The sequence below is a fragment of the Gemmobacter nectariphilus DSM 15620 genome, from assembly GCF_000429765.1.
GTDB lineage: Bacteria > Pseudomonadota > Alphaproteobacteria > Rhodobacterales > Rhodobacteraceae > Wagnerdoeblera > Wagnerdoeblera nectariphila.
Map to the genome: position 1 here is coordinate 558,039 of NZ_AUCM01000003.1, position 26,580 is coordinate 584,618.

Annotated in this window: 29 protein-coding genes and 1 tRNA gene; 11 read left to right on the forward strand and 19 right to left on the reverse strand. The window is 67.4% G+C overall.

What is annotated here, in order from left to right; genetic code table 11:
- Nucleotides 1-20: 20 nt before the first annotated feature.
- From G481_RS0102660 to G481_RS0102670, 3 genes are all read left to right on the forward strand, one after another.
- The gene (locus G481_RS0102660) at nt 21-677 is read left to right on the forward strand and encodes a pyrimidine 5'-nucleotidase (RefSeq protein WP_028028624.1); all 657 of its coding nucleotides are present in this window, start codon (nt 21-23) and stop codon (nt 675-677) included.
- Nucleotides 678-758: 81 nt separating this feature from the next.
- On the forward strand, nt 759-992 hold the full coding sequence (locus G481_RS0102665) for a hypothetical protein (protein WP_028028625.1): 234 nt from the start codon (nt 759-761) through the stop codon (nt 990-992).
- 75 nt (nt 993-1,067) lie between these two features.
- Nucleotides 1,068-2,270 carry a UbiH/UbiF family hydroxylase gene (locus G481_RS0102670; protein ID WP_028028626.1) on the forward strand — a complete coding sequence of 401 codons (1,203 nt, stop codon included), beginning with the start codon at nt 1,068-1,070 and terminating at the stop codon, nt 2,268-2,270.
- Here the strand turns inward: G481_RS0102670 and G481_RS0102675 are convergent.
- Nucleotides 2,267-3,172 carry a DMT family transporter gene (locus tag G481_RS0102675; RefSeq protein WP_028028627.1) on the reverse strand — a complete coding sequence of 302 codons (906 nt, stop codon included), beginning with the start codon at nt 3,170-3,172 and terminating at the stop codon, nt 2,267-2,269. The two genes, G481_RS0102670 and G481_RS0102675, sit on opposite strands and share 4 nt — an antisense overlap.
- Before the next feature lie 50 nt (nt 3,173-3,222).
- A complete protein-coding gene (locus tag G481_RS0102680; protein ID WP_035024803.1) occupies nt 3,223-4,215 on the reverse strand; it encodes an asparaginase in 993 nt (330 codons plus the stop codon).
- A 187-nt stretch (nt 4,216-4,402) separates the two neighbouring features.
- Between G481_RS0102680 and G481_RS0102685 the strand changes: the two genes are divergently transcribed.
- Nucleotides 4,403-4,933 carry an invasion associated locus B family protein gene (locus tag G481_RS0102685; RefSeq protein ID WP_028028629.1) on the forward strand — a complete coding sequence of 177 codons (531 nt, stop codon included), beginning with the start codon at nt 4,403-4,405 and terminating at the stop codon, nt 4,931-4,933.
- 183 nt (nt 4,934-5,116) lie between these two features.
- On the opposite strand, the gene G481_RS22665 is transcribed toward G481_RS0102685, so the two are convergent.
- The 3 genes from G481_RS22665 to exbB are packed head-to-tail and all read right to left on the reverse strand — an operon-like array spanning nt 5,117 to nt 7,512.
- Complete coding sequence (locus G481_RS22665; protein WP_035024806.1) at nt 5,117-6,097, reverse strand: energy transducer TonB family protein; 981 nt, start codon at nt 6,095-6,097, stop codon at nt 5,117-5,119.
- Nucleotides 6,094-6,519, reverse strand: coding sequence for a TonB system transport protein ExbD (gene exbD / locus G481_RS22670; RefSeq protein WP_035024809.1), 426 nt, complete (start codon nt 6,517-6,519; stop codon nt 6,094-6,096). The genes G481_RS22665 and exbD overlap by 4 nt, the downstream gene beginning before the upstream one ends.
- Before the next feature lie 3 nt (nt 6,520-6,522).
- Complete coding sequence (exbB, locus tag G481_RS22675; RefSeq protein WP_051294254.1) at nt 6,523-7,512, reverse strand: tonB-system energizer ExbB; 990 nt, start codon at nt 7,510-7,512, stop codon at nt 6,523-6,525.
- Nucleotides 7,513-7,664: 152 nt separating this feature from the next.
- Between exbB and rlmN the strand changes: the two genes are divergently transcribed.
- A complete protein-coding gene (gene rlmN / locus G481_RS0102705) occupies nt 7,665-8,846 on the forward strand; it encodes a dual-specificity RNA methyltransferase RlmN (RefSeq protein ID WP_028028630.1) in 1,182 nt (393 codons plus the stop codon).
- A gap of 91 nt (nt 8,847-8,937) precedes the next feature.
- Here the strand turns inward: rlmN and htpX are convergent, their stop codons facing one another.
- The 3 genes from htpX to ruvC form a co-directional block, all read right to left on the reverse strand.
- Nucleotides 8,938-9,843, reverse strand: a complete 906-nt coding sequence (gene htpX, locus G481_RS0102710) for a zinc metalloprotease HtpX (RefSeq protein ID WP_035024812.1) — start codon at nt 9,841-9,843, stop codon at nt 8,938-8,940.
- A gap of 96 nt (nt 9,844-9,939) precedes the next feature.
- Complete coding sequence (gene ruvA / locus G481_RS0102715; RefSeq protein WP_028028632.1) at nt 9,940-10,623, reverse strand: Holliday junction branch migration protein RuvA; 684 nt, start codon at nt 10,621-10,623, stop codon at nt 9,940-9,942.
- Nucleotides 10,620-11,126, reverse strand: a complete 507-nt coding sequence (gene ruvC, locus G481_RS0102720; protein WP_028028633.1) for a crossover junction endodeoxyribonuclease RuvC — start codon at nt 11,124-11,126, stop codon at nt 10,620-10,622. Before ruvC ends, ruvA begins: the two co-directional genes overlap by 4 nt.
- A gap of 311 nt (nt 11,127-11,437) precedes the next feature.
- Between ruvC and G481_RS0102725 the strand changes: the two genes are divergently transcribed.
- Nucleotides 11,438-11,644 carry a DUF1127 domain-containing protein gene (locus G481_RS0102725; RefSeq protein WP_028028634.1) on the forward strand — a complete coding sequence of 69 codons (207 nt, stop codon included), beginning with the start codon at nt 11,438-11,440 and terminating at the stop codon, nt 11,642-11,644.
- Between the two features lie 88 nt (nt 11,645-11,732).
- Here the strand turns inward: G481_RS0102725 and G481_RS0102730 are convergent, their stop codons facing one another.
- The 7 genes from G481_RS0102730 to G481_RS0102760 form a co-directional block, all read right to left on the reverse strand.
- Nucleotides 11,733-12,071, reverse strand: a complete 339-nt coding sequence (locus tag G481_RS0102730; RefSeq protein ID WP_028028635.1) for a hypothetical protein — start codon at nt 12,069-12,071, stop codon at nt 11,733-11,735.
- Between the two features lie 130 nt (nt 12,072-12,201).
- A complete protein-coding gene (locus G481_RS0102735) occupies nt 12,202-13,074 on the reverse strand; it encodes a 50S ribosomal protein L11 methyltransferase (protein WP_028028636.1) in 873 nt (290 codons plus the stop codon).
- Nucleotides 13,075-13,180: 106 nt separating this feature from the next.
- Entirely contained in the window at nt 13,181-14,350 is a 1,170-nt protein-coding gene (locus tag G481_RS0102740; protein WP_035024964.1) for a geranylgeranyl reductase family protein, read from the reverse strand.
- A gap of 8 nt (nt 14,351-14,358) precedes the next feature.
- Nucleotides 14,359-15,009, reverse strand: a complete 651-nt coding sequence (gene msrA / locus G481_RS0102745; protein ID WP_028028638.1) for a peptide-methionine (S)-S-oxide reductase MsrA — start codon at nt 15,007-15,009, stop codon at nt 14,359-14,361.
- Nucleotides 15,010-15,058: 49 nt separating this feature from the next.
- Entirely contained in the window at nt 15,059-15,673 is a 615-nt protein-coding gene (gene tmk / locus G481_RS0102750; RefSeq protein WP_154664505.1) for a dTMP kinase, read from the reverse strand.
- Between the two features lie 93 nt (nt 15,674-15,766).
- Nucleotides 15,767-16,930 (reverse strand): D-alanyl-D-alanine carboxypeptidase family protein, encoded by a 1,164-nt coding sequence (locus G481_RS0102755; RefSeq protein ID WP_028028640.1) that lies wholly within the window; start codon nt 16,928-16,930, stop codon nt 15,767-15,769.
- A gap of 40 nt (nt 16,931-16,970) precedes the next feature.
- Nucleotides 16,971-17,840 carry an SPOR domain-containing protein gene (locus tag G481_RS0102760; RefSeq protein ID WP_028028641.1) on the reverse strand — a complete coding sequence of 290 codons (870 nt, stop codon included), beginning with the start codon at nt 17,838-17,840 and terminating at the stop codon, nt 16,971-16,973.
- 285 nt (nt 17,841-18,125) lie between these two features.
- On the opposite strand from G481_RS0102760, the gene G481_RS0102765 reads away from it, so the two are divergent.
- Nucleotides 18,126-18,560 (forward strand): c-type cytochrome, encoded by a 435-nt coding sequence (locus tag G481_RS0102765; protein ID WP_035024815.1) that lies wholly within the window; start codon nt 18,126-18,128, stop codon nt 18,558-18,560.
- A 3-nt stretch (nt 18,561-18,563) separates the two neighbouring features.
- Here G481_RS0102765 and G481_RS0102770 read toward each other — a convergent pair whose 3' ends face one another.
- Entirely contained in the window at nt 18,564-19,778 is a 1,215-nt protein-coding gene (locus G481_RS0102770) for a BaiN/RdsA family NAD(P)/FAD-dependent oxidoreductase (protein ID WP_281171635.1), read from the reverse strand.
- A gap of 85 nt (nt 19,779-19,863) precedes the next feature.
- Here G481_RS0102770 and G481_RS0102775 point away from each other — a divergent pair.
- A tRNA-Gln gene (locus G481_RS0102775) sits at nt 19,864-19,938 on the forward strand.
- A gap of 637 nt (nt 19,939-20,575) precedes the next feature.
- Here the strand turns inward: G481_RS0102775 and coaD are convergent.
- The 3 genes from coaD to G481_RS0102790 form a co-directional block, all read right to left on the reverse strand.
- Entirely contained in the window at nt 20,576-21,082 is a 507-nt protein-coding gene (coaD, locus tag G481_RS0102780; protein ID WP_028028644.1) for a pantetheine-phosphate adenylyltransferase, read from the reverse strand.
- A gap of 107 nt (nt 21,083-21,189) precedes the next feature.
- Nucleotides 21,190-21,624 carry a CBS domain-containing protein gene (locus G481_RS0102785; protein ID WP_028028645.1) on the reverse strand — a complete coding sequence of 145 codons (435 nt, stop codon included), beginning with the start codon at nt 21,622-21,624 and terminating at the stop codon, nt 21,190-21,192.
- A gap of 86 nt (nt 21,625-21,710) precedes the next feature.
- Nucleotides 21,711-22,619 (reverse strand): LysR family transcriptional regulator, encoded by a 909-nt coding sequence (locus G481_RS0102790; RefSeq protein WP_028028646.1) that lies wholly within the window; start codon nt 22,617-22,619, stop codon nt 21,711-21,713.
- 100 nt (nt 22,620-22,719) lie between these two features.
- On the opposite strand from G481_RS0102790, the gene G481_RS0102795 reads away from it, so the two are divergent.
- The 3 genes from G481_RS0102795 (at nt 22,720) to G481_RS0102805 (ending at nt 26,551) form a co-directional block, all read left to right on the forward strand.
- Entirely contained in the window at nt 22,720-24,219 is a 1,500-nt protein-coding gene (locus G481_RS0102795) for a CoA-acylating methylmalonate-semialdehyde dehydrogenase (RefSeq protein WP_028028647.1), read from the forward strand.
- A 141-nt stretch (nt 24,220-24,360) separates the two neighbouring features.
- Nucleotides 24,361-25,506: an acyl-CoA dehydrogenase family protein gene (locus G481_RS0102800; RefSeq protein WP_028028648.1), complete on the forward strand. Its 1,146-nt coding sequence runs from the start codon at nt 24,361-24,363 to the stop codon at nt 25,504-25,506.
- A gap of 1 nt (nt 25,507) precedes the next feature.
- The gene (locus G481_RS0102805; RefSeq protein WP_028028649.1) at nt 25,508-26,551 is read left to right on the forward strand and encodes an enoyl-CoA hydratase/isomerase family protein; all 1,044 of its coding nucleotides are present in this window, start codon (nt 25,508-25,510) and stop codon (nt 26,549-26,551) included.
- The last annotated feature ends 29 nt before the right edge of the window (nt 26,552-26,580 follow it).

Sequence of the window (26,580 nt, forward strand, 5' to 3'; positions counted from 1 at the left end):
CCCCGACCTAGCTTGCCGCCATGTCAGCACACGCCTTTCGCCATGTCTCTGCCTGGGTCTTTGATCTGGACAACACGCTTTACCCGCCCTCGGCGCGGCTTTTCGACCAGATCGAGGCACGAATGACCGCCTGGGTGGCCGATGCGCTGAAGGTCGATGCGGCCGAGGCGAACCGGCTGCGGGCCCATTACTGGGCGCAGTACGGCACCACGCTGGCCGGGCTGATGGCCGAGCATGGCATCGACCCCGACCCCTATCTGCACGAGGTCCACGAGATCGAGCTGCACGCGCTGCGCCCCGATCCCTTGCTGGCCGCGCGCATCGCGGCGCTGCCAGGGCGGCGCATCGTCTATACCAACGCAACGACGCCCTATGCCCAGCGGGTGCTGGAGGCGCGCGGGCTGTCGGGTCTGTTCGATGCGGTCTATGGCGTGGTCGAGGCCGGCTTTCGCCCCAAACCCGAACGCGCCGCCTTCGAGACGATCTTTGGCCTTGACGGGCTGGACCCGACCCGGGCCGCGATGTTCGAGGATGATGCGCGCAACCTGGCCGCCCCCCATGCGATGGGGATGCAGACGGTGCATGTGGCCCCGCACCCTGCCCCGGCCGATCATATCCACCACCATACCGACGATCTGACCGCCTTTCTGGGCCGCATCCTGACTGCGGCAGGCTGACGCAGCGCGGCATCCTGCCCGATGGGCAAGCGGGCCGCGAAAAGCCAAATCCATGGCATATCTTTTCTCCAGGAGACCGCCATGGCCCTTGCCGACGCCCCCGCCCCGACCGGCATTCTGTATCGCCTGCCCATCATCGGCATCATCGCCCGCGACATCGCGCGCGAGCCGGATTCGGTGTTCTACCTGATCGTCGGCATCCTCAGCCTGCTGATCATCGCCACCGTGCAATGGGGCCTGCCGGTGCTGGCAATGGCAGCGCTGACCATGGTGCCCGTGATGTTCGTGCTGCTGATCGCCATCACGCGCGGCTAGGCTGCGGCACCGCTGCCCATTTCCCTTGCCGCCGGTTGCGCCTAGATTGGCGGCAAGATCAAAGGGGGCATGGCCATGACGGACCGGCAGCAGGTGGATGTTCTGATCTCGGGCGGCGGGGTGGCCGGGCTGACGGCCGCCGCCGCCTTTGGGGCGGCCGGGTTCCGCGTTCTGTGCGTCGATCCTGCCCCCCCGGTGACGGATGAGGCTGCTGAAGGCGCCGACATCCGCACCACGGCGTTCTTGCAGCCCTCGATCCCCGTGCTTGAGGCGGCGGGCCTCTGGGCGCGGCTGGCGCCCCATGCGGCCCCCTTGCAGGTGATGCGCATCGTCGATGCTGGCGGGCGCGAGCCTGTCGCGCGGATCGTGCGCGATTTCGATGCAGCAGACGTTTCCGACCAGCCCTTTGGCTGGAACCTGCCCAACTGGCTCTTGCGGCGCGAGATGGTCGCGCGGCTGGCCGAGCTGCCGAATGTCGAGTTCCGCCCCGGCACCGCGACGGCTGGCGTCACCGCCCGCGACGATGCCGCGCTGGTGCGCCTGTCGGATGGCGGGCAGGTCGCCGCGCGGCTGCTGGTCGCGGCGGACGGGCGCCAGTCGGCAGTGCGCCAGGCGCTTGGCATCGGGGTGCGGACCACGCGTTATGGGCAGAAGGCGGTGGTCTTTGCTGTCACGCATCAGGTGCCGCATGACAATGTGTCCACCGAAATTCACCGCTCGGGCGGCCCGTTCACGCTGGTGCCGCTGCCCGACCGCGACGGGCGCCCGGCCTCTGCCATCGTCTGGATGGAACGCGGCCCCGAGGCAGAGCGGCTGGCCGCCCTGCCCGTCCCCGAATTCGAGGCCGCGATCACAGAACGGTCCTGCGGGCTGTTCGGTCCGCTGACGCTGGCCAGCCGCCGCGCGGTCTGGCCGATCATTGGCCAGACGGCCGACCGGCTGACCGCGCCGCACACTGCCCTGATCGCCGAGGCGGCGCATGTCGTGCCGCCGATCGGCGCGCAGGGGCTGAACATGAGCCTTGCCGATCTGCGCGCCCTGCTGGATCTGGCGACCAAGGCACCCGAGGCGCTAGGCAGCGCCGAGATGCTGGCCGCCTATGAAAAGCGCCGCCATCTGGATGTGCAGGTGCGGGCGCGGGGGATCGACCTGCTCAATCGTGCCTCGATGCTGGAACCTCAGCCCCTGCGCGATCTGCGCGCCGGGGTTCTGGGCGCGCTATATGGCATCGCCCCGGTGCGCCGCGCCTTGATGCGGGCGGGGCTGGGCGTGCGCTAAAGCTTGCCCGCACCCGAGGCCGGGGTCACGCCCGCACGCTTGATCTGCGCCTCGCGCAGGGTGATGTAGCTGATCGCGGCAATGATCAGCGCACCGCCCAGCAGGATATAGGGGTCAACCATCTCGCCAAAGGCGACGGCCCCCAGGATCGTTGCCCAGACCAGCTGCAAGAACACCACCGGCTGCGTCACCGACATCTGCGCCACCGCAAAGGCGCGCGTCATGCAGTAATGTCCGGCCGTCGCAAAGGCCGCCACCAGCCCCAGCCATGCCACCTGTTCCCAGCTGACCGGCACCCAGACCGCCAGCGCAATGGGCAGCAGCGCGATGGTGACCGAGGCCGACATCAGCGCAACGATCGCCCCGGCCGGCAGGCTGGCGCTGAGCCGTTTGGCCAGCAGATAGCTGCCGCCAAAGCAGAAGGCCGCGCAGACCTGCGACAGCTGGCCCGCGCCGATCTCGCGAAAGCCGGGGCGCAGCACGATCAGCGCCCCGATGATCGCAATGCCGATGGCGCTCAGCCGGCGCAGGGCCAGTCGCTCGCCAAAGAACAGCGCGGCGCCCAGCGTGACCACCACGGGGTTGAGAAAGCCGATCGCCGTCACCTCGGCCACCGGGATGCGCGCCATGGCGTAGAACCAGAAGATCACCGCCGCCGAATGCACCAGCCCGCGCCCGGCCACCAGCGGCCAGGACCCTTTCGGCAACCCGGCGCGCATCAGCGGCACCAGCGTTGGCAGCAAGAAGACAAAGGCCCAGCCAAAGCGCAGGAAGGCCGATTGCGGTGCCGGCAGGTCGGTGCCCAGAAACCGGACAACGCCGGTCACCGACACGAAACACAGGCCCGACAGCACCATCCAGAGCACGCCCGCGACGGGCCGGTTCAGCGACGATTCTTTCATCCGCCCACAAGGCCCCAATGCCCGCCCCGCCGCAAGCCCGTCTGGCCGCCTCAGCCGGCAGGAAAGCCCGGCGCCAGCTGCACCATCCCGGTTTCAAACCCGCGCCAGTTGGTCTGCACCGCATTCAGGCGCTTGCGCGTGGCCGGGTGGTCGGCCTCCAGCACGCCAAGGCGCACCAGAAGCGCACAGATCGCAGCCTCCGAGGCGCGGGTGCCACCATCAGCGATCTTCAGGGCGATGCCGATCTGCCTTTCGGGGATCATGGCGACGAACACCGCCTCGGCCCCGGTCTTGATCGCGACGCGCCCCCCCATGGCCCGCATCAGCTCGGTGCAGGCGCGGGTCTCACCAGCGACATAGTCGGGATGGGCAGCCATGGCATTGCGCAGCGCGACCATCGCCCGGTCGCGGGCATCGCCCTCGCCGCTGGCCCCGGCAAAGGCCGCCATTGCCCGCGCAAGCCCCGAAAGCGAGGTGGCAAAGTTCGGCGCCGAACAGCCGTCGATGCCATAGCCGGGGCTGGTCTCGCCCGTCACCTCTTCAAAGGCCTGCCGCACCGCCCTTTGCACCGGATGATCGGGCTGGACATAGTCGGCATCGCCCCCAAGGTGGCGGTTCAGCATCAGAAAGCCGGTATGCTTGCCCGAACAGTTGTTGTGGATCTGGCACGGCGCCTCGTTCGCGCGGATCAGGCGGTCGCGTTCGGTACGGTCCGAGGGTTCGTGGCACCCGCAGCGCAGGTCAGCCTCGCCCATCCCCAGATCGGCCAGCCAGCGCGAGACAGCCCCCACATGCAGCGCCGCGCCCTGGTGGCTGGCGCAGGCCAGCGCCAGCTGTTCGGGCCGCAGCCCCGCCCCCGCGCCGCTTTCCATCAGCGGCAGCGCCTGAAGCATCTTGCAGGCCGAGCGCGGAAAGATCACCTCGGCCGGGTTGCCCCAGCTTTCCACCAGACCGCCCGTCGCATGCCAGACCACCGCATGGCCCAGATGGCGGCTTTCCATCCGCCCACCGCGCCACAGCTCTACCATCGGCACCGCACCCATCGACCCCTCCGTCCCCAGATCGCATAACAGATGCGCGATTTTGCGCCCAAAGGGGTTTAACCACCCGGCGGTTTCGCGCTAGAAGACGGCATATCGAGTTGCAATGACTGCTGCCACAGTAAAAGGTCATGCCGCAAGTGAAGCGGTCGAACGACGGCAGCGGGGAACGGCTGGAGGCTCTGGGCATATGACGATACGGATGGCGGGCGCGCTGGCGGGTGCGGTTCTGGCGATGGGCTTCATGGCCGGCGCGGCACAGGCGCAGCAGCAGACGAAATGCGTATCGGCCAAGACGGACTGGAGCGTTTGCGTCTGGGACAGCCCCAAGGAATGCTGGGGCGTGTCGGCGCCCAAGGAATCGGTGAACACCCGTGGTGGCAAGCCAGCCCAGGTGCGCCGCGGCGATACCATGCTGTTCGTGACCTTCCGCCCCGGCCAGGGCGCCAAGGGCGAAATCTCGTTCACGCCGGGCTATGGCTATGCCAAGGGCGCGCAGGTGACGGTGGAAATCGGCTCTGACAAGTTCACGCTGTTCACTGATGGCGAATGGGCCTGGCCAGCGAATGCCAATGACGATGCCGCCCTGCTGGCCGCGATGAAAAAGGGCAGCGAGGCCATCGTGACCGGCGAATCCGCGCGCGGGACCAACACCAAGGATACCTTCTCGCTCATGGGCTTCAGCGCCGCGATGCAAGAGGCTGAAAACCGCTGCAAATAAGCGCGGGACGTGAGGAATGATCAGGGGCCGCCCAAGGGGCGGCCTTTTGCTTTGCGCCCGGCCCTGCAGCCTGCATCGCCTGCCGCAGCGCCCGGATGCGGTGATCCGTCCGAGGTGATCGTCTGAATGCCTGTTGCTCGGGCCGGCGATCTTGCGGCGCTGACATGCGCCCGGCGATCGGGCCTATCGCCGCAAGGTGATCGGGGCAAGCAGCCTTTGCGGCTTGCCCTCGGGCGGCGCAGCAAAGCTTTGCCGCGTGCGCGCATGGGCGACGATCCGGGAATCCAGCGACGGGTTCCCCGTGCCCGAGGTCAGCGAGACACCCGTCACGCGCCCGCCGCCATCAATCCGGATCTCCAACGTTGCCTTGGCCTCGCGCATGGTAAAGCTCTCGCGCTGCATGTGCTTGCTTAGCTGGCCAAAGACCGTCCGCTTCCAGCGCGCCATGGCATCGGCACCGGCCGAGCCGCTGGCCGATGTCGCAGCCCCCCCGGCGCTGGCCGCGCTGGCAGCAACCGTGCGGGGGCTGTCGGGCTTTTTCTTCGGCGCCTCGGCCTTTTTCGCAGGGGCCTTTTTCACCGGCTCTGGCTTTTCCACCTTCTCCGGCTCTGGCCGCGGTTCGGGGCGGATCCGGGGGATGGCCGCGACCTGTTCGACCTCGGGCTCCGGTTCCGGCAGCTTCGCCGGCTCGGGCTCCGGGATCGGCTCGGCCACGGGTTCCGGCTCGGGCAGCGGCTCGGGTTCCGGCAATGGCTGAACCACCCGCTCGGGTTCGGGCATCGGTTCCGGCGCGGGCAACGGTTCGACAACGGGCTCTGGCACCCGCTCGACCACCGGCTCGGGCACTGGTTCCACCACCGGCTCGGGCTCCGGGGTCGGTTCGGGGTCGGGCTCGGCCTGCGGTGCAGTCTCTTCCATCTGATCGACCGCAGGTGGCGCTGGCGGGGCTGCATCCTCGGCCACCGCCTCGGTCACCGGCAGCTCGGTCAGGTCGATGATCATCGCCTGCGAGGGCGCCACCTCGCGCCCCATCGCCACGCTCAGCCACGAGGACAGCGCCATGGCGCCCGACATCATCAGCGCGATGATCGCCGCCGCCAGCAGCCACAGCGCGGTCTCGAGCCAGGCCCGGCCCCGCGCGATCTGTTCGGCCCAGTCGGTCATGGGCTGGCCTCCAGTCCGATCAGCGCGACCTTGGTAAAGCCCGCGCGGCGGATCAGGTTCATCAGCCCCATCAGCTCGCCATAGGGCACCGCCGCATCGGCGCGCAGATAGAGGCGCTTGTCCACATCGCCCCCTGTCGCTGCCAGCAACCGCGCGCCCAGCTGGTCACGCGCCACCGCATCGTCGCCCAGCGACACGGTCAGATCGGGTTGCAGGGTGATGTAGATCGGATCCTCGACCCGCTCGGTCGGGCTGGCGTTCGATTTCGGCAGGTTGACCGGCACCCCCACCGTCGACAAGGGCGCTGCCACCATGAAGATGATCAGCAGCACCAGCATCACGTCGATAAAGGGCGTGACGTTGATATCATGGCTTTCCGCCAGGTCGTCGTCATCGCCACTGTCGCGGATGCCCCCGGCCATGGCTCAGGCCCCCGTCACATGGCGAAAGTCGATATCACGGCTGAGCAACCGTTGCACCGCCGCCCCCGCATCGCCAAGCACCTGCTTGTAGCTGGCAATCGCGCGGGTGAAGTGATTATAGATCACTACCGCCGGAATGGCCGCTACAAGGCCGATGGCAGTGGCGAACAACGCCTCGGCAATGCCGGGGGCCACCACGGCCAGGTTGGTGGTCTGCGTCTCGGCAATGCCGATGAAGGCGTTCATGATACCCCAGACCGTGCCGAACAGCCCGACAAAGGGCGCGACCGATCCGACCGTTGCCAGCAGCCCCATGCCGCGCCGCAGACGGGCCAGCGCCTGCACCTCGACCCGCCCGACCAGCGAGGCCGCGCGTTCCTTCACCCCGTCCGGCCCCGAAGGGTCGATGGCCGGATCCGACAGCTTGTATTCCTCGAGCACCGCATGGGCCATGAAGGCTGCCGGATCGCGCCGGCCCGACAGGCTGCGGGCTGCCTCGGCCAGGCTGCGGGCACGGGTCAGCACCCGCGCTGCGCCCCGCGCACGGCGACGGGCGACAAAGGTTTCGACCGTCTTGAACAGCCAGACCGTCCAGGTCAGGAAACAGGCGGCCAGCAGCACCAGGATGACCGATTTCACCACCCAGTCGGCTTGCGCGTACATCCCCATGGGCGACAGATCATGCGGGCTGGGCAGCGGTTGCGGAACGGCTTGCGGTGCGGCGAAGTCCTGCAGGACCGGCGGCGCGGCGATCCCTTCGGGAATGGCCGCTGGTTCGGGGCCGGCAGCGCCATCGGGCTTGGCCTCGGTCACCGGCGCGGCGTTGGGGACGGCAGGCGGCTCGGCCGGGGCGACAGGCATTCCCGCACCGCCTGCCGCCAGCGGCGCCGCACCCGGGTCCTGGGCGCCTGCAGGCTGCGCCTGCCCCGAGGCCGCCAGCGTCAGGGCCAGCAGCGCGGCAGTGCAGATCGAAACAAGGCTGGATCGGGTCATGGGTCTTCCGGTCGTTCGAGCGATTCGGGAATTACATAGCAAAATAGTCAGATATTAACACCCCGTGGCAGCGCAGCTGTGCCATGCGCGACGGGGCTTTCATACACAACCCGTTTCAGTGTATGAAGGCCGCTTAGCTACAGGATTACGCCATGACCGCCCCGACCGCCCCCATCACGCAGGATGTTCTGACGATTGCGCGCAAGCTGCCAGAGGGCGGGCGCACCAATATCGTCGGCCTGACGCGCGATCAGCTGCGCGCCGCGCTGATCGCAGCGGGCACGCCGGAAAAGCAGGCCAAGATGCGGCTGGGGCAGATCTGGCAATGGGTCTATCACTGGGGCGTGCGCGACTTTGCGCTGATGACCAATCTGGCCAAGGATTACCGCGCCCTGCTGGCCGAGCATTTCGAAATCGCGGTCCCCGAGATCGTCACCCGCCAGATCAGCGCCGATGGCACGCGCAAATACCTGCTGCGCATTGCCGGCGGGCACGAGGTCGAGGCCGTCTATATCCCCGAGGAAGGCCGCGGCACGCTGTGCGTCTCCAGCCAGGTGGGCTGCACGCTGACCTGTTCCTTCTGCCATACCGGCACGCAAAAGCTGGTGCGCAACCTGACGGCCGGGGAAATCGTCGGCCAGGTCATGCTGGCGCGCGACGATCTGGGCGAATGGCCGCAGCCGGGCGAAGGATCGACGGGGGATCGTCTGGTCAGCAACATCGTGCTGATGGGCATGGGCGAGCCGCTTTACAACTTTGACAATGTGCGCGACGCGATGAAGGTCGTGATGGACGGCGAGGGCATCGCGCTTGGCCGCCGCCGCATCACCCTGTCGACCAGTGGCGTCGTGCCCGAAATCGCCCGCTGCGCCGAGGAAATCGGCTGCCAGCTGGCGATCAGCTTCCATGCCACCACCGACGAGGTGCGCGACAAGCTGGTGCCGATCAACAAGAAGTGGAACATCGAGACGCTTCTGAACGCGCTGCGCGACTATCCGCGCCTGTCGAATTCGGAACGGATCACGTTCGAATATGTCATGCTCAAGGGCGTGAACGACAGCGATGCCGATGCGCGGCGGCTGGTCCGGCTGATCTCGGGGATCCCGGCCAAGATCAACCTGATCCCGTTCAACGAATGGCCCGGCGCCCCCTATGAGCGGTCGGACTGGGAACGGATCGAATCCTTTGCCGACATCGTCTACAAGGCGGGCTATGCCAGCCCGATCCGCACCCCGCGGGGCGAGGACATCATGGCCGCCTGCGGCCAGCTGAAATCGGCCACCGAACGCGCCCGCAAGCCGGCGCGCGAGATTGCGGCTCAGGCCGGGCTGTAAGGGCCGATTGCACCGGATCGAATGATCGGGGGCCAAAGCCAGCCAAGGCTTTGGCCCCCTGTGCATTCTGTCAGCAGGTCACCGCCTCGCCTCAGGCCCAGGGCCCGCGCCGACGGGCCACCCTGGGAATGGAGGACCGCGCCGCAGCCGGCGAGGCCGCGCCTGCCATCGCCTCCAGCGCGGCGACCCGGTTTGCCGTGCTGGGGTGGGTGGAAAACAGCTTGTCGCGGGCATGGGCGTGCAGCGGGTTGATGATGAACATATGCGCCACCGCCGGGTTGCGTTCCGCTGCCGGATTGTCGATGCGCTGCGCCAGCGCTTCGATGCGCTGCAGCGCCGAGGCGAGCCACAGCGGATGGCCGCAGATCTGCGCGCCGACCCGGTCCGCCTCATATTCGCGCGAACGCGAGATCGCCATCTGCACCAAGGCGGCCGCCAGCGGCGCCAGGATCATCATCAGGATCGCCCCGATGGCGCCGCCCGGCCGATCGCGGTCGCTGCCGCCAAAGAAAAGGGCAAAGTTCGCCAGCATGGAAATGGCGCCCGCCATGGTCGCGGTGATCGTCATGATCAGCGTGTCGCGGTTGCGGATATGCGCCAGCTCATGCGCCATCACCGCTGCGATTTCCTCGCGGCTCATGGCGCGCAAAAGGCCCGTGGTCGCGGCAACGGCGGCGTTTTCCGGGTTGCGGCCAGTGGCAAAGGCATTGGGCTGGTCGGTCTCGATCACATAGACCTTGGGGCGCGGCATTCCCGCGCCATCGGCCAGCTCATGCACCAGCCGCACGAAATCCGGGGCGGACCGTTCATCAACCGCGCGGGCGCCGGCCATCGACAGGACCGCCTTGTCGGCATTCCAGTAGCCGATCAGGTTCATGCCCGCCGCCACCGCCAGCGCGATCATCGCCCCCTGACTTCCGCCGATCAGCGCGCCCAGCCCCATGAACAGGGCCGTCATCGCCGCCATCAGCAGAGCTGTCTTTGCATATCCGCCCATCTGCACCTCCATCGTCCCAGCGATATGGGCAAGCCTCGCGACCGGGGCAAGAGGGGGGTCGCGGGGGGCCTCCCCCGCGCGCCTTGGCGCCCGCGATCAGCCCTTGGGCTGAAGCAGTTTCAGCGCCGCGCGGATCAGGGTGGCCGGATCGCTTGCCGCACCTTCGCAGGCCGCCTGGGCAACCGCCGCTGCCGCATCGCCTTGCGCATAGCCAAGGTTCAGCAGCGCCGACAGTGCATCGGAACTGGCCATCGCGGCCGGATCGGGCGGCGGCGGGGCCTTGGGCTTGCGCGTGACGGCTTTCGGGGTCTCGGCCGGCTCGATCACCACATCGTCCCCGCTGGCCGGGGCCGCCATGCGCCCGCCTTGGGCCATCAGCATCGGCGCCTTGGATTTCAGCTCCATCGCCACGCGCTGCGCGATCTTGGGGCCAACGCCGGGCGCCGCCTGGATCGCGCGGGCATCCCCCAGCGCGATCGCGCGTGCCACCCCGTCCGGCCCCAGCGTGCCCAGGATGGCCAGCGCCGCCTTGGCGCCCACCCCTTGCACGGTGGTCAGCAGGCGATGCCATTCCCGGTCCAAAAGCGAAGGAAAGCCGATCAGCTGCAACAGATCCTCGCGCACCACGATTTCCGTGTAGAGCGCGGCCGCCTGTCCCGGCGGCGGCAGCGCGGCCAGCGTGCGGTCCGAGACCATCACCTCATAGCCGACCCCGCGCACATCCAGGATCACCAGCCCGTCCCCCTTCCAGTCGACGATGCCCGAAAGTTTCCCGATCATCCTGCGGCCCTTTTCAGCGCGGCCTGCAAGCGGCCCGACGATTGCACATGATGCGCGTGGCAGATTGCCACCGCCAAAGCGTCAGCCGCATCCGGCCCTGCGATCCGCACCCCGGGCAGATGCAGGCGCACCATGTGATCGACCTGCACCTTGGCCGCATGGCCCACGCCCACGACGGTCTTTTTCACCGCGTTCGGGGCGTATTCGCCCACCTCGAGCCCCGCCTGCGCCGGAACCAGCAGCGCAATCCCGCGCGCCTGCCCCAGTTTCAGCGTGGCCACCGCGTCCTTGTTGACGAAGGTATGTTCGACCGCGGCCGCCTCGGGGCGGAATTCATGCAGCACCGCGGTCAACTGGCTGTGCAGCGACAGCAGCCGTGCGGCCAGTTCCCCCGAATCCGAATGGCAGATACCGTTGGCAACATGGGTCAGGCGGCTGCCGTCCACGTCGATGATGCCCCAGCCGAGGTTCCGCAGCCCCGGGTCGATTCCGACCACCCGCATTCGTCTGCACCGCCTGCTGTTGCTTCCTGCCCACGTTTCGCCCACTAGCACGAAAAGAGAACACGCGCCAGCCGCTTTGCCGGGCAGATCGCACATTCTGCATCGCAGCATTCACGCAAGGGTGAGCCACCCGCCCTGCGTCCCTTGCGAATCCCCCTTGTTTTGCTGCACGAATCGCGCTGCGCGAGCCATGCGGCAGGCGCAAGACGGAATTGCCGAACTGCGGGTTGTTTTGCACCTGCAGCACATCTATCTGGCACGTCAGAAAGCGAAATGCTTTTCAAACAGGCAGTATGTGAAGGACACTCGTCATGGCCACTTTCGAAACCACCCGCCCGGCTCAGGGCTTCTTCGGCGGCCGGCTGAGCTCCCTCGTTGTCTCCATCGTGGCTGCTGTTGCCGCATGGAATGATGCCCGCGTGACCCGCAACGCCCTGTCGAAGCTCTCGGATCGTGAGCTGGACGACATCGGGCTGTGCCGCGGCGACATCGAGTCGATCTCGGCCCGCGCCAACTAAGCCGGACCACCGGCCAGCGCCGGACAAAGGACAGGCCGCAGGGGTTGCCCCCGGCGGCCTTTGCCTTTTTCAGCGACCCCGGATTGCGTCAGACCAGCGGGGACAGCCTGTCCGCAACCCATAGCGTCAGCGGATCGGGCTGCATCAGCACCGCCCCGGCCTGTTCCAGCAGATTGCCAGACCACAGGCGATCCACCTTGGACTGGTAGTGATCGCCCCCAAGCTGCGCGAGGATGGCAGCCTTGAGGATCACCGTCACCGACACCACGACCAACACGGGGCCGGTCACCGGCAAACGCAGGCGCCTGCGCGGTCGATAGGACGATCGGCCCAGCGTTCCGACCGCCTCGAACCCGAAGCCATCGACATGCGCCTTGCGGATCCGGGTCACGCGCTTGTTGAAATCGAGCAAATTCTGATCGGCCATGGACCTAGCACCTCGTCACGGCCCCCACACCCGAGCGATTTTCAGCCCGGATTGCGGCAAGATCGTGGCAAGGGAACCGGCCTGCGGGAAACAGACTGTTGCCCCGCAGCCAAGTGCCCTGACCGCCCGGTCAGCCCTTGCGCAGCACCAGCGTGGACCATTCGCCGATGTCCTCGCGGTCAACCAGCGTGAAGCCCGCCTTGACATAGGCCGCCAGCACATCTTCGGCCTGAACGACCAGCAGGCCCGACAGGATCAGATGCCCGCCCGGCGCCGCATGGGCGGCCATGTCAGGCGCCAGTTCGATCAGCGGCCCCTTAAGGATATTGGCAAAGATCAGGTCATAGGGCGCGCGGGCCGCCAGATCCGGGTGATCAAAGCCCGCCGCCTCGACGCAGGGCACCCGGTCGGTCAGATCGTTGATTTCGGCATTGGCGATGGCGACATCCACCGCCACCTGGTCGATGTCCGAGGCGATCACCTGGGCATCGGGCCAGAGCCGCGCGGCGGCCATCGCCAGAACGCCGGTGCCAGAGCCGATATCGGCCACGTTCTGGCAGGTCAGCCCGCCTGCCTCCAGCCGGTCGACCGCCCGCAGGCAGCCCAGCGTGGTGCCATGGTGGCCGGTGCCAAAGGCAACCGTCGCCTCGATCTGCAGCGGCACGACACCCGCAGGCACCTTGTCGGCATCGTGGCTGCCATAGAGCCAGAACCGCCCGGCCTCGACCGGGGCCAGATCGCGGCGCACCTTGGCGACCCAGTCGATATCAGGCAGTTCCGAGACGACAAAGGGCTTGGCGCCAAAGGCGGTGGACAGCAGCAGAAGCACCGCATCATCGGGCTGTTCAAGGAAATAGCCGCCGACCTCCCACAGGCCCGAGCCATCCTCGATTTCAAAGACGCCGACGCCATAGGGTTCGGGCGACATGTTCTCCATCGCTTCGGCCAGGGCTTCGGCAGTGTCCTGGCCCGGCAGGGTCGTCAGGGCGGAATAGGTGGTCATGGCGTCGTCCTTTGCGGGGTCGCGGGATGGATGCGCCGGGGGGCTTTGCGCCCCCCGGACCCCCCGCAGGATATTTGCTTCAAGGCGAAGCAGCCTTGGGTGGGGCTTAGCGGCGAGGCCCCAACGGGTCAAGGGCAGGAAGGACAAGCCGGCGCAGCAGACGCAGGACCGATCCTGCGCCCAGGTCGGCATAGTCGCGTTCGCCCTGAAGCAGCTGGACATAGCGGCGCTGGATCGCCGCATTGCGGGCGATGGCGCGGGCAAACCGGCCCTGAAGCGGCCTTGCATAGATCAGGCGCCGCAGCATACGCGCCCGGCGCAGTTCGGCATGAACCGGCGCAAGCCCTGCCATGTAGTGGCGCAGCGCCGCCCCCGGCGCATCCTCGGCCAGCGCCCGCACCGCTGCTGCACCGGCGAGCGCGCCAGAATGCACAGCCCAGCCGATCCCCTCGCCGGTGATCGGATCGACCAGCCCGGCCGCATCGCCTGCCAGCAGAACCCGCCCTTCGCCCGCGATCGCCGGAAAGTCGCCAAAGGGCAGGTGATGGCCCCGGATCCGCAGCCCGTCAGGCGCCCCGGCGCGCGCAAGGTAATCGGCCATGCTGGCACCAAGCGCGGGATTGCGCGCGGCCAGCCCGCCCACCCCCAGCGTGAGCCCGCCCGCCTTGGGAAAGGACCAGCCATAGCCCCAATGCGCTGCGCCCAGGTCGATCTCCAGCACCTCGGGGCCGGGCGGTGCAGGTGCCTCGACCTCGAGCGCAAAGGCGATGCGGGCCGGATCATGCGCCCGCCCCCAAAGGCGCCGCGCGACGATGCTGTTGACCCCATCGGCGCCGATCAGCAGCGGCGCCTCAAGCTGCGTGCCGCAGGTCAGGGTGATTGCGGCTGCGTCGGGGTCAATCCCGCGCACGCGCTGGCCGGTATGATCGGCCGCCCCGGCCCCCAGCGCACGGCCAGCCAGAACTGCATCGAAGGCGCGGCGCATCGTGGTGTGAAAGGGCGGATCGCAAATCTGCACACCCAGATCGGCGCCGCGATGGCGCAGCCGGATCTGGCTGACCGGATGCAAAAGGCCACCCGGCAAGGCGCCAAACACGCGGTCCAGATGGCCCTGCGCCCGGCCCGATATGCCGCCGCCGCACAGCTTGTCCCGCGGAAAGGCTGCACGATCCACCAGCGCGACCGACAGCCCGCCCTGCGCCGCCACCAGCGCCGCCGCAGATCCGGCCGGACCCGCGCCGATCACGATCAGATCGAACCGGCGCGTCTGCGACATGGCAAGAGTCAGACGCCCAGCCCGATCGGGCAGCTGACCCCGGTGCCCGCCAGCCCGCAATAGCCGCCGGGGTTCTTGGCCAGATATTGCTGATGGTAATCCTCGGCATAGTAAAAGGCCGGGGCCGGCAGGATTTCGGTGCTGACGACACCGCGCCCGGCCCGCATCAGGCGATGCTGGAACAGCGCGCGGCTGGCCTCGGCCACGTCTTGCTGAGCAGGGCCATAGGTATAGATCCCGCTGCGATACTGGGTGCCGATATCGTTGCCCTGCCGCATGCCTTGCGTGGGATCGTGGTTTTCCCAGAAGGCGCGCAGCAGCCCCTCATAGGACACCACCGCCGGATCGTAGATCACCCGCACCACCTCGTTATGGCCGGTCAGGCCGGTGCAGACCTCTTGATAGGTCGGGTTCGGGGTGTGACCCGCCGCATAGCCCGCCATGGTCAGCCAGACGCCCGGCACCTGCCAGAACAACCGCTCGACGCCCCAGAAACAGCCCATGCCGAACGTCGCCTCGGCCATGCCGTCGGGCACCGGGGATTTCAGCGGGATGCCCGACAGGAAATGCCGCTCGGCGGTCGGGATCGGGACGGGGCGGCCCGGCAGCGCCTCGGCGGCAGAAATCATGGTCAAGGGCTTGCGGGTGAACAGCGACATCGGATCCTCCCAAGGGTTGCGCCAATATAGGCGCCCAAGACGCGCGCCGCTAGCCTGCCTGCACGGCTGACATCACACGCGCGGCGACCGTCTCGGGGCGCCCGGCACCGTCGATCACCCGGAACCGCCCGGGCGCCGCAGCGGCCAGCGCCAGAAAGGCGGCCCGCATCCGTTCCTGCATTCCCAATCCCATGTCCTCAAAGCGCTGCTCGGCCCCCGCCCGCGCCTTGGCCCGGCCCAGCCCCTCGGCCGGGTCGATGTCGATCAAAAGCGTCAGGTCGGGCTCGACCTCGATCACCAGATTGTGCAAGGCATCGACCAAATCGCGCAGATCGCCGCGCGTGACGCCCTGATAGACGCGGGTTGAATCGGCGAAGCGATCACAGATCACCACCGCACCGCGCGCCAGCGCCGGGCGGATCGTGCGCTCCAGATGATCGCGCCGCGCGGCGGTGAACAGCAGCGCCTCGGTCTCGGGCGACCAGCGGGCCGGATCGCCCTCCAGCACCAGCCGGCGGATTTCCTCGGCGCCGGGGCTGCCGCCCGGCTCGCGGGTCAGCACCACCTCATGGCCAGCCTGGCGCAAGGCCTCGGCCAGCAGCCGCGCCTGGGTCGACTTGCCCGACCCGTCGATCCCTTCGAAACTCAGGAAACGCCCCTGCAAGCTGCCGCCTTTCGCCTTGATCCAAATATCCTCGGGGGTGAATGCGCGCCCTGGCGCGCAGAGGGGGCAGACGGCCCCCTGCCCGGCCCGCCGCTAGAACGCCAGCAAGGACGAGGCGCGCCCGGCCAGCACCCGCGCCGCGGTGCCGACCCGGCGCAGGAACCCCGCAGGGGGCACATCGGCGGCGACCAGAACGGGCACCCGCACCTCGGGCATCTCGGGCACTGTCACGACCAGCTCGCCCACCGCCTGCCCGGCGGCCAGCGGCGCCTGAAGCGGTCCCTGCCAGTCGACCCGCGCAGACACGCCATCGCCATGCAGCGAGGGCACCAGCACCTTGACCTCGCGCTCGGGCACCAGCCCGACCACAGGCTGCTCGCCCATCCAGACCGGCGCATCGGCCAGCTTCACGCCGGCGGGTGCGATGGTGCGCAGGCTGAACTGGCGAAACGCCCAGTTGACGATGCGTTCCGATTCCTGTGCCCGGTCGACATCGCTGGCAAGACCGGTGATCACGAAGATCACCCGCCGATCGCCCTGCATGGCCGATCCCACCAGCCCATAGCCAGCTTCCTCGGTATGGCCGGTCTTCAGCCCGTCCGCCCCGACATTGAGCGCCAGCAGCGGGTTGCGGTTGCGGCTGTTGGCCGGGGCGCGGTTCTTGTAATCGAACTCGGTGCGGCTGAAGAATTCGTAGTGCTGCGGGAAATCCTCGATCAGATGGCGGGCCAGGATCCCCAGGTCGCGCACCGACATGCGATGGCGCGGATCGGGCCAGCCCGAGGCATTGGCCAGCGTCGTGTTCGCCATCCCCAGCGCATGGGCGCGCTGGGTGGCCAGACGGGCAAAGGCCTCTTCGCTGCCGGCAAGCCCTTCGGCCACGACGACGCAGGCATCATTGCCCGAATTGACGATGATCCCCTGGATCAGCTCGCGCACCGTGGGCCGGTCGCCCTCATTGAGGAACATGGTCGAGCCGCCCATCGCCTTGGCACGCGAGGAGACGGTGAATTCCGTCTCCATCGTCACCCGGCCATCGCGCACGGCTTCGAACAGCATCAGCAGCGTCATCAGCTTGGACATCGAGGCCGGCGGCAGCGCAAGGTCGGCGTCCTTTTCCAAGAGCACCGACGCGGTCGTCATGTCATAGACCCAGGCTGCGCGCGCGCGCGTCTCGAAGGCCTGCACGGGCAGCGCAGTCAGCAGCGCCAGCCCCAGGGCCAGCATCGTTCGGGTCAGCCGCCGATCATGCAGCATCGCAGCGTCCTTTCCTTGGTCTCTCGCCCCGCCCCGCGCCTTAGCGCGAGACGAAATAGGCATCCTTGAAGCCAGCGCCCTTGACCTTGGCCATCAGCGCATCGCGCCCGGCGACATCGGCGGCCGGCCCGGCCAGCACGCGCCAGAAGGTCTTGCCCTGGCTTTCCTCTTTCTTGATCTGGGTCTGCGCGCCGGCCTTGGTCAGCTGCGCGGCGGCGCCCTTGGCGTTTGCCTCGACGCTGAAAATCCCGATCTGGATCAGGGTGCGCCCACCGGCTGCGGGTTTGGCAGCCGCGGGCTTCGCGGTCTCGGGCTTGGCTGCGGGCTGCGCGCCCTGCGCGGGTTCGGCCGGCTTGACGGCCGGCGCGCTCGGCGCGGTCTTCAGCGCATCCAGCGTTTCGGTTGCTATGGTTTCCGGCGCATCCAGCACCGGCTTGGCAGGCGGCAGCGCCGGTTCCTCGGCCACTTCTTCGCGGCGTAGCGCCGTCACGTCCAGCTTGCCCGGCTGACCCGCCAGCAGCCCCAGCGCCGCCGCCGCATCGGAGGAAACCTGAAGCTTCGGCCCCGGCATTTCCCGCTCGCGCCGGAACAGCGCGCCGATCACGAACTTGCCGTTCGCCGGGTTGCGGATGATCACGCGTTCGGGGTCTTTCACGGTCGGATAGGCCACCCAGACCCCGCCCAGCGAGGGGCGCCCGTCCCAAAGCCCGGATTCCGAGACATTGAACACATCCGGCGCCTCGACATCGCGTTCCACAAGGCGCGTGGTCCCTGCCGGAACCGCGGCCTCTGCCGCGACGTCCTCGGCCGGTTTCTTTGCAAACAGCGGCATCCCGCCGTCGCAGCCTGCAAGCGTCAGCACCGCGCCTGCCGCCAGCACCCGGATCAGGGTCTTGCGCCCGTTCGTCATCCTGCCCCCTTGGCAAGGCCCCAGCCCCGCCTGCCGTTCGGGTCGACCCTGCCCGGCCGCCCGCTGCCCCATTCTTGGCGTGCCCCCCTCAGGGGCCACATCGCGGCGCATCATAACCACGCTTGCCAGCGCTGGAAAGGCCGCCTGCGCCCGCTGGCGGATTTCGCCCGAACACGATTGCGCCACCTGCCCGCGCCCGAGCGCCGCAGCCGCAGCGGTGCCCGGTTGCAGCCGCGCGGCCGCCGGGGCATTCTAGGTCAAGGTTCGCATGTTCAGGAGCGCGCAATGACCGAGGCATCCCGCAAGGCCGCACTCGCCGCCGCCCTGACCGTTACGGCCGCCGCACTGGCCGCCTGCCTGCCCGGCCTGCCGCAACGCGATCCGGGGGCGAATGGCGCACGCCTCTATGCCGATTATTGCGCCGCCTGCCATGGCGCCACCGGCAAGGGCGATGGCCCGGCCGCCGAAGGCGTGAAACCCCGCCCGGCTGATCTGACCGGCCTCGCGGCGGCGAATGGCGGCAAGTTCCCGCAGGTCGCGGTGATGGCCAAGGTCTATGGCTATCATCAGGGCAAGGGCGGCATCGGCCCGATGCCCGAATTCGGCCCGCTGCTGGAAGGGCCGACCGTCCTTGTGGAAACCGCACCTGGCGTGATGACCCCGACCCCCGAAAAGCTGGTCGCGCTGGCCGAGCATGTCGAGCGGCTGGGGCGGAACTGACCCTCAGGCCACCTGTCCGGCCGCCCAGCCCGACGACCAGGCCCACTGAAAGTTGTAGCCGCCCAGCCAGCCGGTGACATCGACCACCTCGCCGATGAAATAGAGGCCGGGCACCCCTCGCGCCTCCATCGTGCGGGCATCCAGATCGCGGGTGTCCACGCCGCCCAGCGTGACCTCGGCGGTGCGCCAGCCCTCGGTGCCCATGGGCAGCACCTCCCAGCCGTTCAGCACATTGGCCAGCCGTTGCAGATCGGGCGCCTTCAGATCGGCCAGCCGGCCCGGCGTATTGGCCCAGACCGCCACCTGACGGGCCAGCCGTTCGGGCACCAGCGCCGCCAGCGCATTGCCCACGAGCTGCCCCCCCGCCTTGCGCCGCAGATCCGCAAGTTCGCCCGCCGCATCGCGGTCCGGCATCAGATCCACCCGAATCGGCGCCCCTTCCCGCCAATAGCTGGAGATTTGCAGGATCGACGGCCCCGAAAGGCCACGATGGGTGAACAAAAGGCCCTCGCGGAACCGCGTCTTGCCGAACGCGACCACCGCCTCGACCGACAGCCCGGCCAGTCCCGCCATGCTCTCGCGCAGCGCATCCGAGAAGGTCAGCGGCACAAGCCCCGGGCGCGGCTCGACCAGGCGCAGACCGAACTGGCGCGCCAGATCATGGCCAAACCCCGTGGCCCCCATCTTGGGGATCGACCGCCCGCCAGTCGCCACCACCAGCGACTCGGCCGCGACCTGCCCGCGCGCCGTATCCAGCCGGAACGCGCCGTCATGGGTGACACCGGCCACCGCACAGCCCAGCCACAACTGCCCCCCCGCCTGCCGCAGATCGCGGCACAGGGCATCGACCACCTGAGTCGCCGGCCCGTCGCAAAACAGCTGCCCCAGCGTCTTTTCATGCCAGGCGATTCCCCAGTCCTTCATCCGCGCGATGAAATCATGCTGGGTGTGCCGCCGCAGCGCCGACAGCGCAAAGCGCGGATTTTCCGAAAGGAAACGTTCCGGGGCGATTCCGAGATTGGTGAAGTTGCACCGACCGCCCCCCGAGATGCGAATCTTCTCGGCAGGCTTGGCGGCATGGTCGATCACCAGCACTTTGCGGCCGCGACGTGCCGCCTCGATCGCGGCATAAAGCCCGGCAGCCCCGGCCCCCAGCACGGCAACATCCACCCGTTCCATGGTCTTTTCCTTGCCCTGTTGAACTTTCGCTCCTGTCAGAAACCGGGCGCGCGATCAACGCAAAGAAAGTCGGATTTTGCCTCTTGCAGCCCCCCGCGAGCTTGGCTAAACACCCCCTCACGGTTGGGGCGTCGCCAAGTGGTAAGGCAGCGGTTTTTGGTACCGCCATTCCCAGGTTCGAATCCTGGCGCCCCAGCCAAAAGAAATCTCCCTGAAAAATCAAGATAATGCGCGGTACTGTTCAGCCGATCGCTTAACTCATTGCGATGTTCTGCAAGGGCCGGGGCGCGCCTCGGTCGACTCGTCCAGATCAAAGGCGCGCAGCTTTCTTCCTGCCCCGGCCTACTGAGCTTCAACGGTAACAGCACGCACGCGAACCGCAGAACCGGCCATGCCATGGCGGGGTTGATGGTGTGCCTGCCCGCGCTCTCACCGACTGATCGCAAGCCAGTCAGGCCATGAACGCGCCAAGGAGCCCCCCTTCTGTCTGTCGAAAGGGCTTGACCGGGCAAATACCGGCCGGGACGGGCCCAAAAGTGGTGGTTCGGGCGTTCTGAGCAGGGTTCGGGCGTTTTGTCCGTGGTTTTCCGCTCCGACCGAGACCGGAGATGCGACAGCTGCCAGCGCCGCCTCTGTCTGACGCCAGACAGGCCCGCGACCAGGGAACCGCAAGGCGGTTTGACCATTGGCGATAAAGCCTGGTCGGTTCAGGGCCCCTCCCTATGGTCTTGCAGTCAATCTGACTGCCAAAGCCAACGCAGGATCCGGGACGGACAGGGGCCAAAACGATCTGGCCGGAACCGGCGCGGGCCCGATGAGGCCGCGCCGGAAAGCGATCAGCGCGGATTGACCGGACCGAATCGTTCGCGCAGCTGCTCGTTCACCCGGCTGGGGACGAACTTGACGACATCACCGCCCAGCCGGGCGATTTCCTTGACCAGTTTCGAGGCTATCGCCTGCCGGCGCGCATCGGCCATCAGGAACACCGTCTCGATCGAGCTGTCGAGGGCACGGTTCATGCCGACCATCTGGAATTCGTATTCGAAATCCGCCACCGCGCGCAGGCCGCGCACGATCACGCTGGCACCGACATCATGGGCGCAGTCGATCAGCAGATTCTCGAACGGATGAACGACGATCTCGATTCCGGTGCGCTCGCGCAGCGCCGAGACCTCGGTCTCGATCATCGACACCCGTTCCTCCAGCGAGAACAGCGGCCCCTTGTCCCGGTTGATCGCCACGCCGATCACCAGCCGATCAAGGAACAACGTGGCCCGCTCGATGATGTCCATATGTCCCAGGGTCACCGGGTCGAAGGTTCCTGGGTAAAGACCAATCCGCATGGCCACCTCCCTGCTGTCACGCAGCGCATCCCTCGCTGCAATGCTGCATACGCAACATTATTGCGCAGGCCAATGCAAGCGAAGATTGAACAGCAGGCACCTTGGAATCAGTGGCCTTTGATCATGCCTTCCAGCGCGTCCTTTTCCATCACCAGCTCGTCCAGGCGCGCCTTGACCACATCGCCGATGGAGATCATGCCGATCATGCGCCCGTCATCCATCACCGGCATGTGGCGAAAGCGGCCCTGTGTCATGCGCTCGATCACCTGAAGCGCGGTGTCGGACCGGGTGCAGGTGACGATGGTCGCGGTCATCAGCGCATCGACGGGCTTGTCAAGGATACCCGGCCCCTGGCGCCCAAGCTCGCGCACGATGTCGCGCTCGGACAGGATCCCGGCGATGCGCGACCCGTCGGACGAGACCACCACGGCCCCGATCCGGCGCGCGGCCAGCACCTCGACCGCCTCGCGCACGGTCGATCCCGGCGGCACGGTCACGACCGTCTGCTCGGGCTTGGCATTCAGAATCTGTTGCACCAGCATGGCTTGGTCCTCCTGCACTGACAGCGCACTCCCCTGAGTCCATCGGACACGGGGGGCCGAAACCTGTCAACGATTCATTGCCGCCATCAGCCCTGGCTGTCGTGACGCGCCTGCGTTTCCAGCCGCGCAACCTCGCGCCGAAAGCCGTCGGCCAGCGCGCCGGCCAGCCGGTTCAGCCGGTCCGAGCGGCGGTCATCGGCATGGCGGATCAGCCAGAAGCTGCGGGTCAGCGCGATGTCATCGGCCAGCACCTTGACGACGCCCGGACAGGCGGGAATGGCAAAGTCATGCACGATGCCAAGGCCGGCGCCTGCGCGCACCATCTGCATCTGCACCGAGACCGAATTCGACCCAAGGCCCACCGTCTCGGCCCCCGTGACCGACAGATAATCCAGTTCCTTGTCAAAGATCATGTCCGGGATATAGCCGATCATCCGGTGCCCGCGCAGATCGCTGCGGCTGCGAATGGGCGGGTGTGCGGCAAGATAGTCACGGTGCGCGGCAAGGTGCAGGTGATAGTCGCTCAGCTTCTGCACCGTCAGCCGCCCGGCCGCCGGTGGCGAGACGCCAATCGCCATATCCGCCTCGCGCCGCGACAGGTTGAAGACGCGGGGCAGCGCAACGATGTGGATCTCCAGCCCTGGATTGGCATCGCACAGCGCGGCGCAGACCTGCGGGAGCAGGTAGTTCGCGCAGCCATCGGGCGCGCCGATGCGCAGCTGCCCGGTCAGCTGCCCGGCGGCCCCGCCCAGATCCTCGGTCGCCGCCGCCATCGCCTGTTCGGCCTGTTCGGCATGAGGCATCAGCCGCGCGCCCGCATCGGTCAGCGCATAGCCTTGCGGCGACTTGACGAACAGCTTGGCGCCCAGCCCTTCCTCGAGCCGCGCGATGCGCCGCCCGACCGTCGCCGCATCGCATTTCAGCACCCTGCCCGCGCCTGACAGGCTTTCGGCCCGCGCCACCGCAAGGAACACCCGAAGATCATCCCAGTCCATCGTCACCCTTTGCAGAAGTGCAAAACCCTTTTGCCAGATTGCCCCTTCACCCGGCAGTTCTGCAAGACTAAGGTGCGCCCAGTTTCACGGGAGGATACCCATGTACGAGATTGGACACTGGATCAACGGCAAGCGCGTTGCCGGAACTTCGGGCCGCTTTGCCGACATCTTCAACCCGCACACCGGCGAGGTTCAGGGCAAGCTGGCACTGGCCACCAAGGCCGAGCTGGACGCGGCTGTTGCAGACGCGGCCAAGGCACAGATCGCCTGGGGCGCGACCAACCCGCAGCGCCGCGGCCGCGTCATGATGAAGATGGTCGATCTGCTGAACCGCGACATGGACAAGCTGGCCGAGGCGCTGAGCCGCGAGCATGGCAAGACCATTCCCGACGCCAAGGGCGATGTGCAGCGCGGTCTGGAAGTGATCGAATTCTGCATCGGCGCCGCCCACCTGCTGAAGGGCGAGTTCACCGACAGCGCCGGCCCCGGCATCGACATGTATTCGATGCGCCAGCCGCTGGGCGTCGTGTCGGGCATCACGCCGTTCAACTTCCCCGCCATGATCCCCCTGTGGAAGATGGGCCCTGCCCTGGCCGCCGGGAACGCGATGATCCTCAAGCCGTCGGAACGTGACCCCTCGGTCCCGATGATGCTGGCGGAACTGTTCAAGGAAGCCGGCCTGCCCGATGGCGTGCTGCAGGTGGTGAACGGCGACAAGGAATCGGTCGACGCGATCCTTGACAACGAGACGATCCAGGCGATCGGCTTTGTCGGCTCGACCCCGATCGCGCATTACATCTATTCGCGCGGCTGCGCGAACGGCAAGCGCGTGCAGTGCTTCGGCGGCGCCAAGAACCACATGATCATCATGCCCGACGCCGACCTGGATCAGGCCGCCGACGCGCTGGTCGGTGCCGGCTATGGCGCGGCGGGCGAGCGTTGCATGGCGATCTCGGTCGCGGTGCCGGTGGGCGAGAAAACCGCCGATGCGCTGATCGAAAAGCTGGTTCCGCGCATCGAGAAGCTGAAGGTTGGCCCCTATACCGCCGGCAACGATGTGGACTATGGCCCGGTCGTGACCGCCGCCGCCAAGCAGAACATCCTGAACCTGGTGGAATCGGGCGTTCAGCAAGGCGCGAAACTGGTGGTCGATGGCCGCGATTTCAGCCTGCAAGGCTATGAGGACGGCTTCTTCGTCGGCCCGCACCTCTTTGACCATGTCACCCCCGACATGGACATCTACAAGAAGGAAATCTTCGGGCCCGTCCTGTCGACTGTCCGCGCCAAGACCTATGAAGAGGCGCTGAAACTGGCGATGGACCACGAATACGGCAACGGCACCGCGATCTTCACCCGCGATGGGGACACGGCGCGCGACTTTGCCAACCGTGTGAACATCGGCATGATCGGCATCAACGTGCCGATCCCGGTTCCGCTGGCCTATCACACCTTTGGCGGGTGGAAGAAATCGGCCTTTGGTGACCTGAACCAGCATGGAACCGACGCGTTCCGGTTCTATACCCGGACCAAGACGATCACCTCGCGCTGGCCTTCGGGGATCAAGGAAGGCGGCGAGTTCAACTTCAAGGCCATGGACTGACGTCTATGGCGCAGGGGGGCAGTCTGCCCCCCTCTTGGCCTTTGGCCAATTCACCCCCCGAGGGTATTTGAAGCAAGATGATGCAGCGCGGGCGCTCAGGGCCTGCCTGCTGATCGGTCGGTCGTGGCGGAGGAGGGCGCGATGGATTTCGGGTTGAGCGAGGAACAGCAGGCCATCTTCGACATGGCCCATGCCTTTGGGCAGGAACATATCGCGCCTTTCGCGCGCGAGTGGGAAGTGGCGGGCACCATCCCGCGCGAACTGTGGGCCAAGGTGGCCGAACTGGGGCTGGGCGGGATTTATGTCTCGGAAGAGTTCGGCGGCTCGGGCCTGTCGCGGCTGGATGCGACGCTGGTGTTCGAGGCGCTGGCGATGGCCTGCCCCTCGGTCGGGTCGTTCCTGTCGATCCACAACATGTGCGGCGGCATGATCGACAAGTTCGCCAGCGACGAGGTCAAGGCCGCATGGCTTCCCGCGCTGTGCAGCATGGAGAAGGTGTTCTCCTATTGCCTGACCGAACCTGGGTCAGGGTCGGACGCGGCCGCGCTGCGCACCCGCGCGGAAAAGACCAACGAGGGCTACAAGCTGAATGGCACCAAGGCCTTCATCTCGGGCGGTGGCTATTCCGATGCCTATGTCGTGATGTGCCGCACCGGTGAGGATGGGCCGAAGGGGATTTCCACCGTCATCGTGCCGAATGGCGCGGGCGGGCTGTCCTTTGGCGGGCTGGAAGACAAGATGGGCTGGCGCGCGCAACCGACCGCCCAGGTGCAGTTCGACGATTGCCTTGTGCCGCACGAAAACCTTGTCGGCCAGGAAGGCCGCGGCTTTGTCTATGCCATGGTCGGCCTTGATGGCGGGCGGCTGAACATTGCGGCCAGCGCCCTGGGCGGCGCGCAGGCGGCGCTGGATGCCACCGTCACCTACATGGCCGAGCGCAAGGCCTTTGGCAAATCCATCGACCAGTTCCAGGGGCTGCAGTTCCGGCTGGCAGAGTGCGAGGTCAAGCTGCAATCGGCCCGTACCTTCCTGCGCCAGGCGGCGTGGAAGCTGGACAATGCCGCGCCGGATGCCACCAAATTCTGCGCCATGGCCAAGATGTATGTCACCGACGTGGCCTTTGACGTGGCCAACCAGTGTCTGCAACTGCATGGTGGCTATGGCTATCTGGCCGACTACGGGATCGAGAAGATCGTGCGCGATCTGCGCGTTCACCAGATCCTTGAAGGCACCAATGAAATCATGCGCGTGATCGTGGCGCGCGGCATGTTGGCAGGAAAGGCGTGACATGACCGACGATGCAACGATGATCGCCCGCAAGCAGGGACATGCGGGCTGGCTGACCTTCAACCGTCCCAAGGCGCTGAACGCGCTGGACCACGACATGGCCGAGGTGCTGGAAGCCGCGCTGGACGACTGGCGCGACGACCCCGAGGTGAAGCTGGTCATCATCGACGCCGCCGGGGATCGGGCGTTCTGCGCGGGCGGCGACATTGCCGCGATCTATCACGCGGGCCGGGCGGGGGATTTCACCTCGGGCCCGGCGTTCTGGCGCGACGAATACCGCATGAACGCCAAGATCAAGGAATATCCCAAGCCCATCGTCGCCTTCATGCAGGGCTTCGTCATGGGCGGCGGCGTCGGGGTCGGCGGGCTGACCAGTCATCGGGTGGTGGGCGACAGCACGCAGATCGCCATGCCGGAAACCGGAATCGGCCTGATCCCGGATGTGGGCGGCACGCTGCTGCTGGCCCGCGCGCCGGGGCGGCTTGGGGAATATCTGGGCGTCACCGGCAGCCGGTTCGGCGCGGCAGATGCGCTGCTGACCGGCTTTGCCGATGCCTATGTCCCCGAGGCCGACTGGCCCGCGCTCAAGGACCGGCTGGCGGAAACCGGCGATGTGGGGGTGATCCCGGTGGATCTGGCGCCTCAGGCGCCGTCGCGGCTGGCGCCCCTGCGGGGCGAGATCGACGCCGCATTTTCCGCCGGCAGCGTTTCTGCCATCGCAGCAGCGCTGGAAGCCAGCGGCACCGAATTCGCCGCCGAAACGCTCAAGGTGATCCGCCGCAACTCCGCCCTGTCCGAGGAATGCACCCTGCAACTCGTGCGCATGACGCGCGAGACGCCGGATATCCGCTCGGCCCTGTCGAACGAATTCCGCTTTACCTCGCGCGCGCTGGAACATGCCGAATTCCTCGAAGGCGTGCGGGCGCAGATCATCGACAAGGACCGCAACCCGCAGTGGCAATACCGGCTGGACAACCTGCCGGGCGCGGTGGTGGCCCGCCTGCTGGCCCCCCTGCCCGAGGGTCAGGACCTGAGCTTCGAATGATACATCAAGGGTGCGCCGCAAGGCGCTGG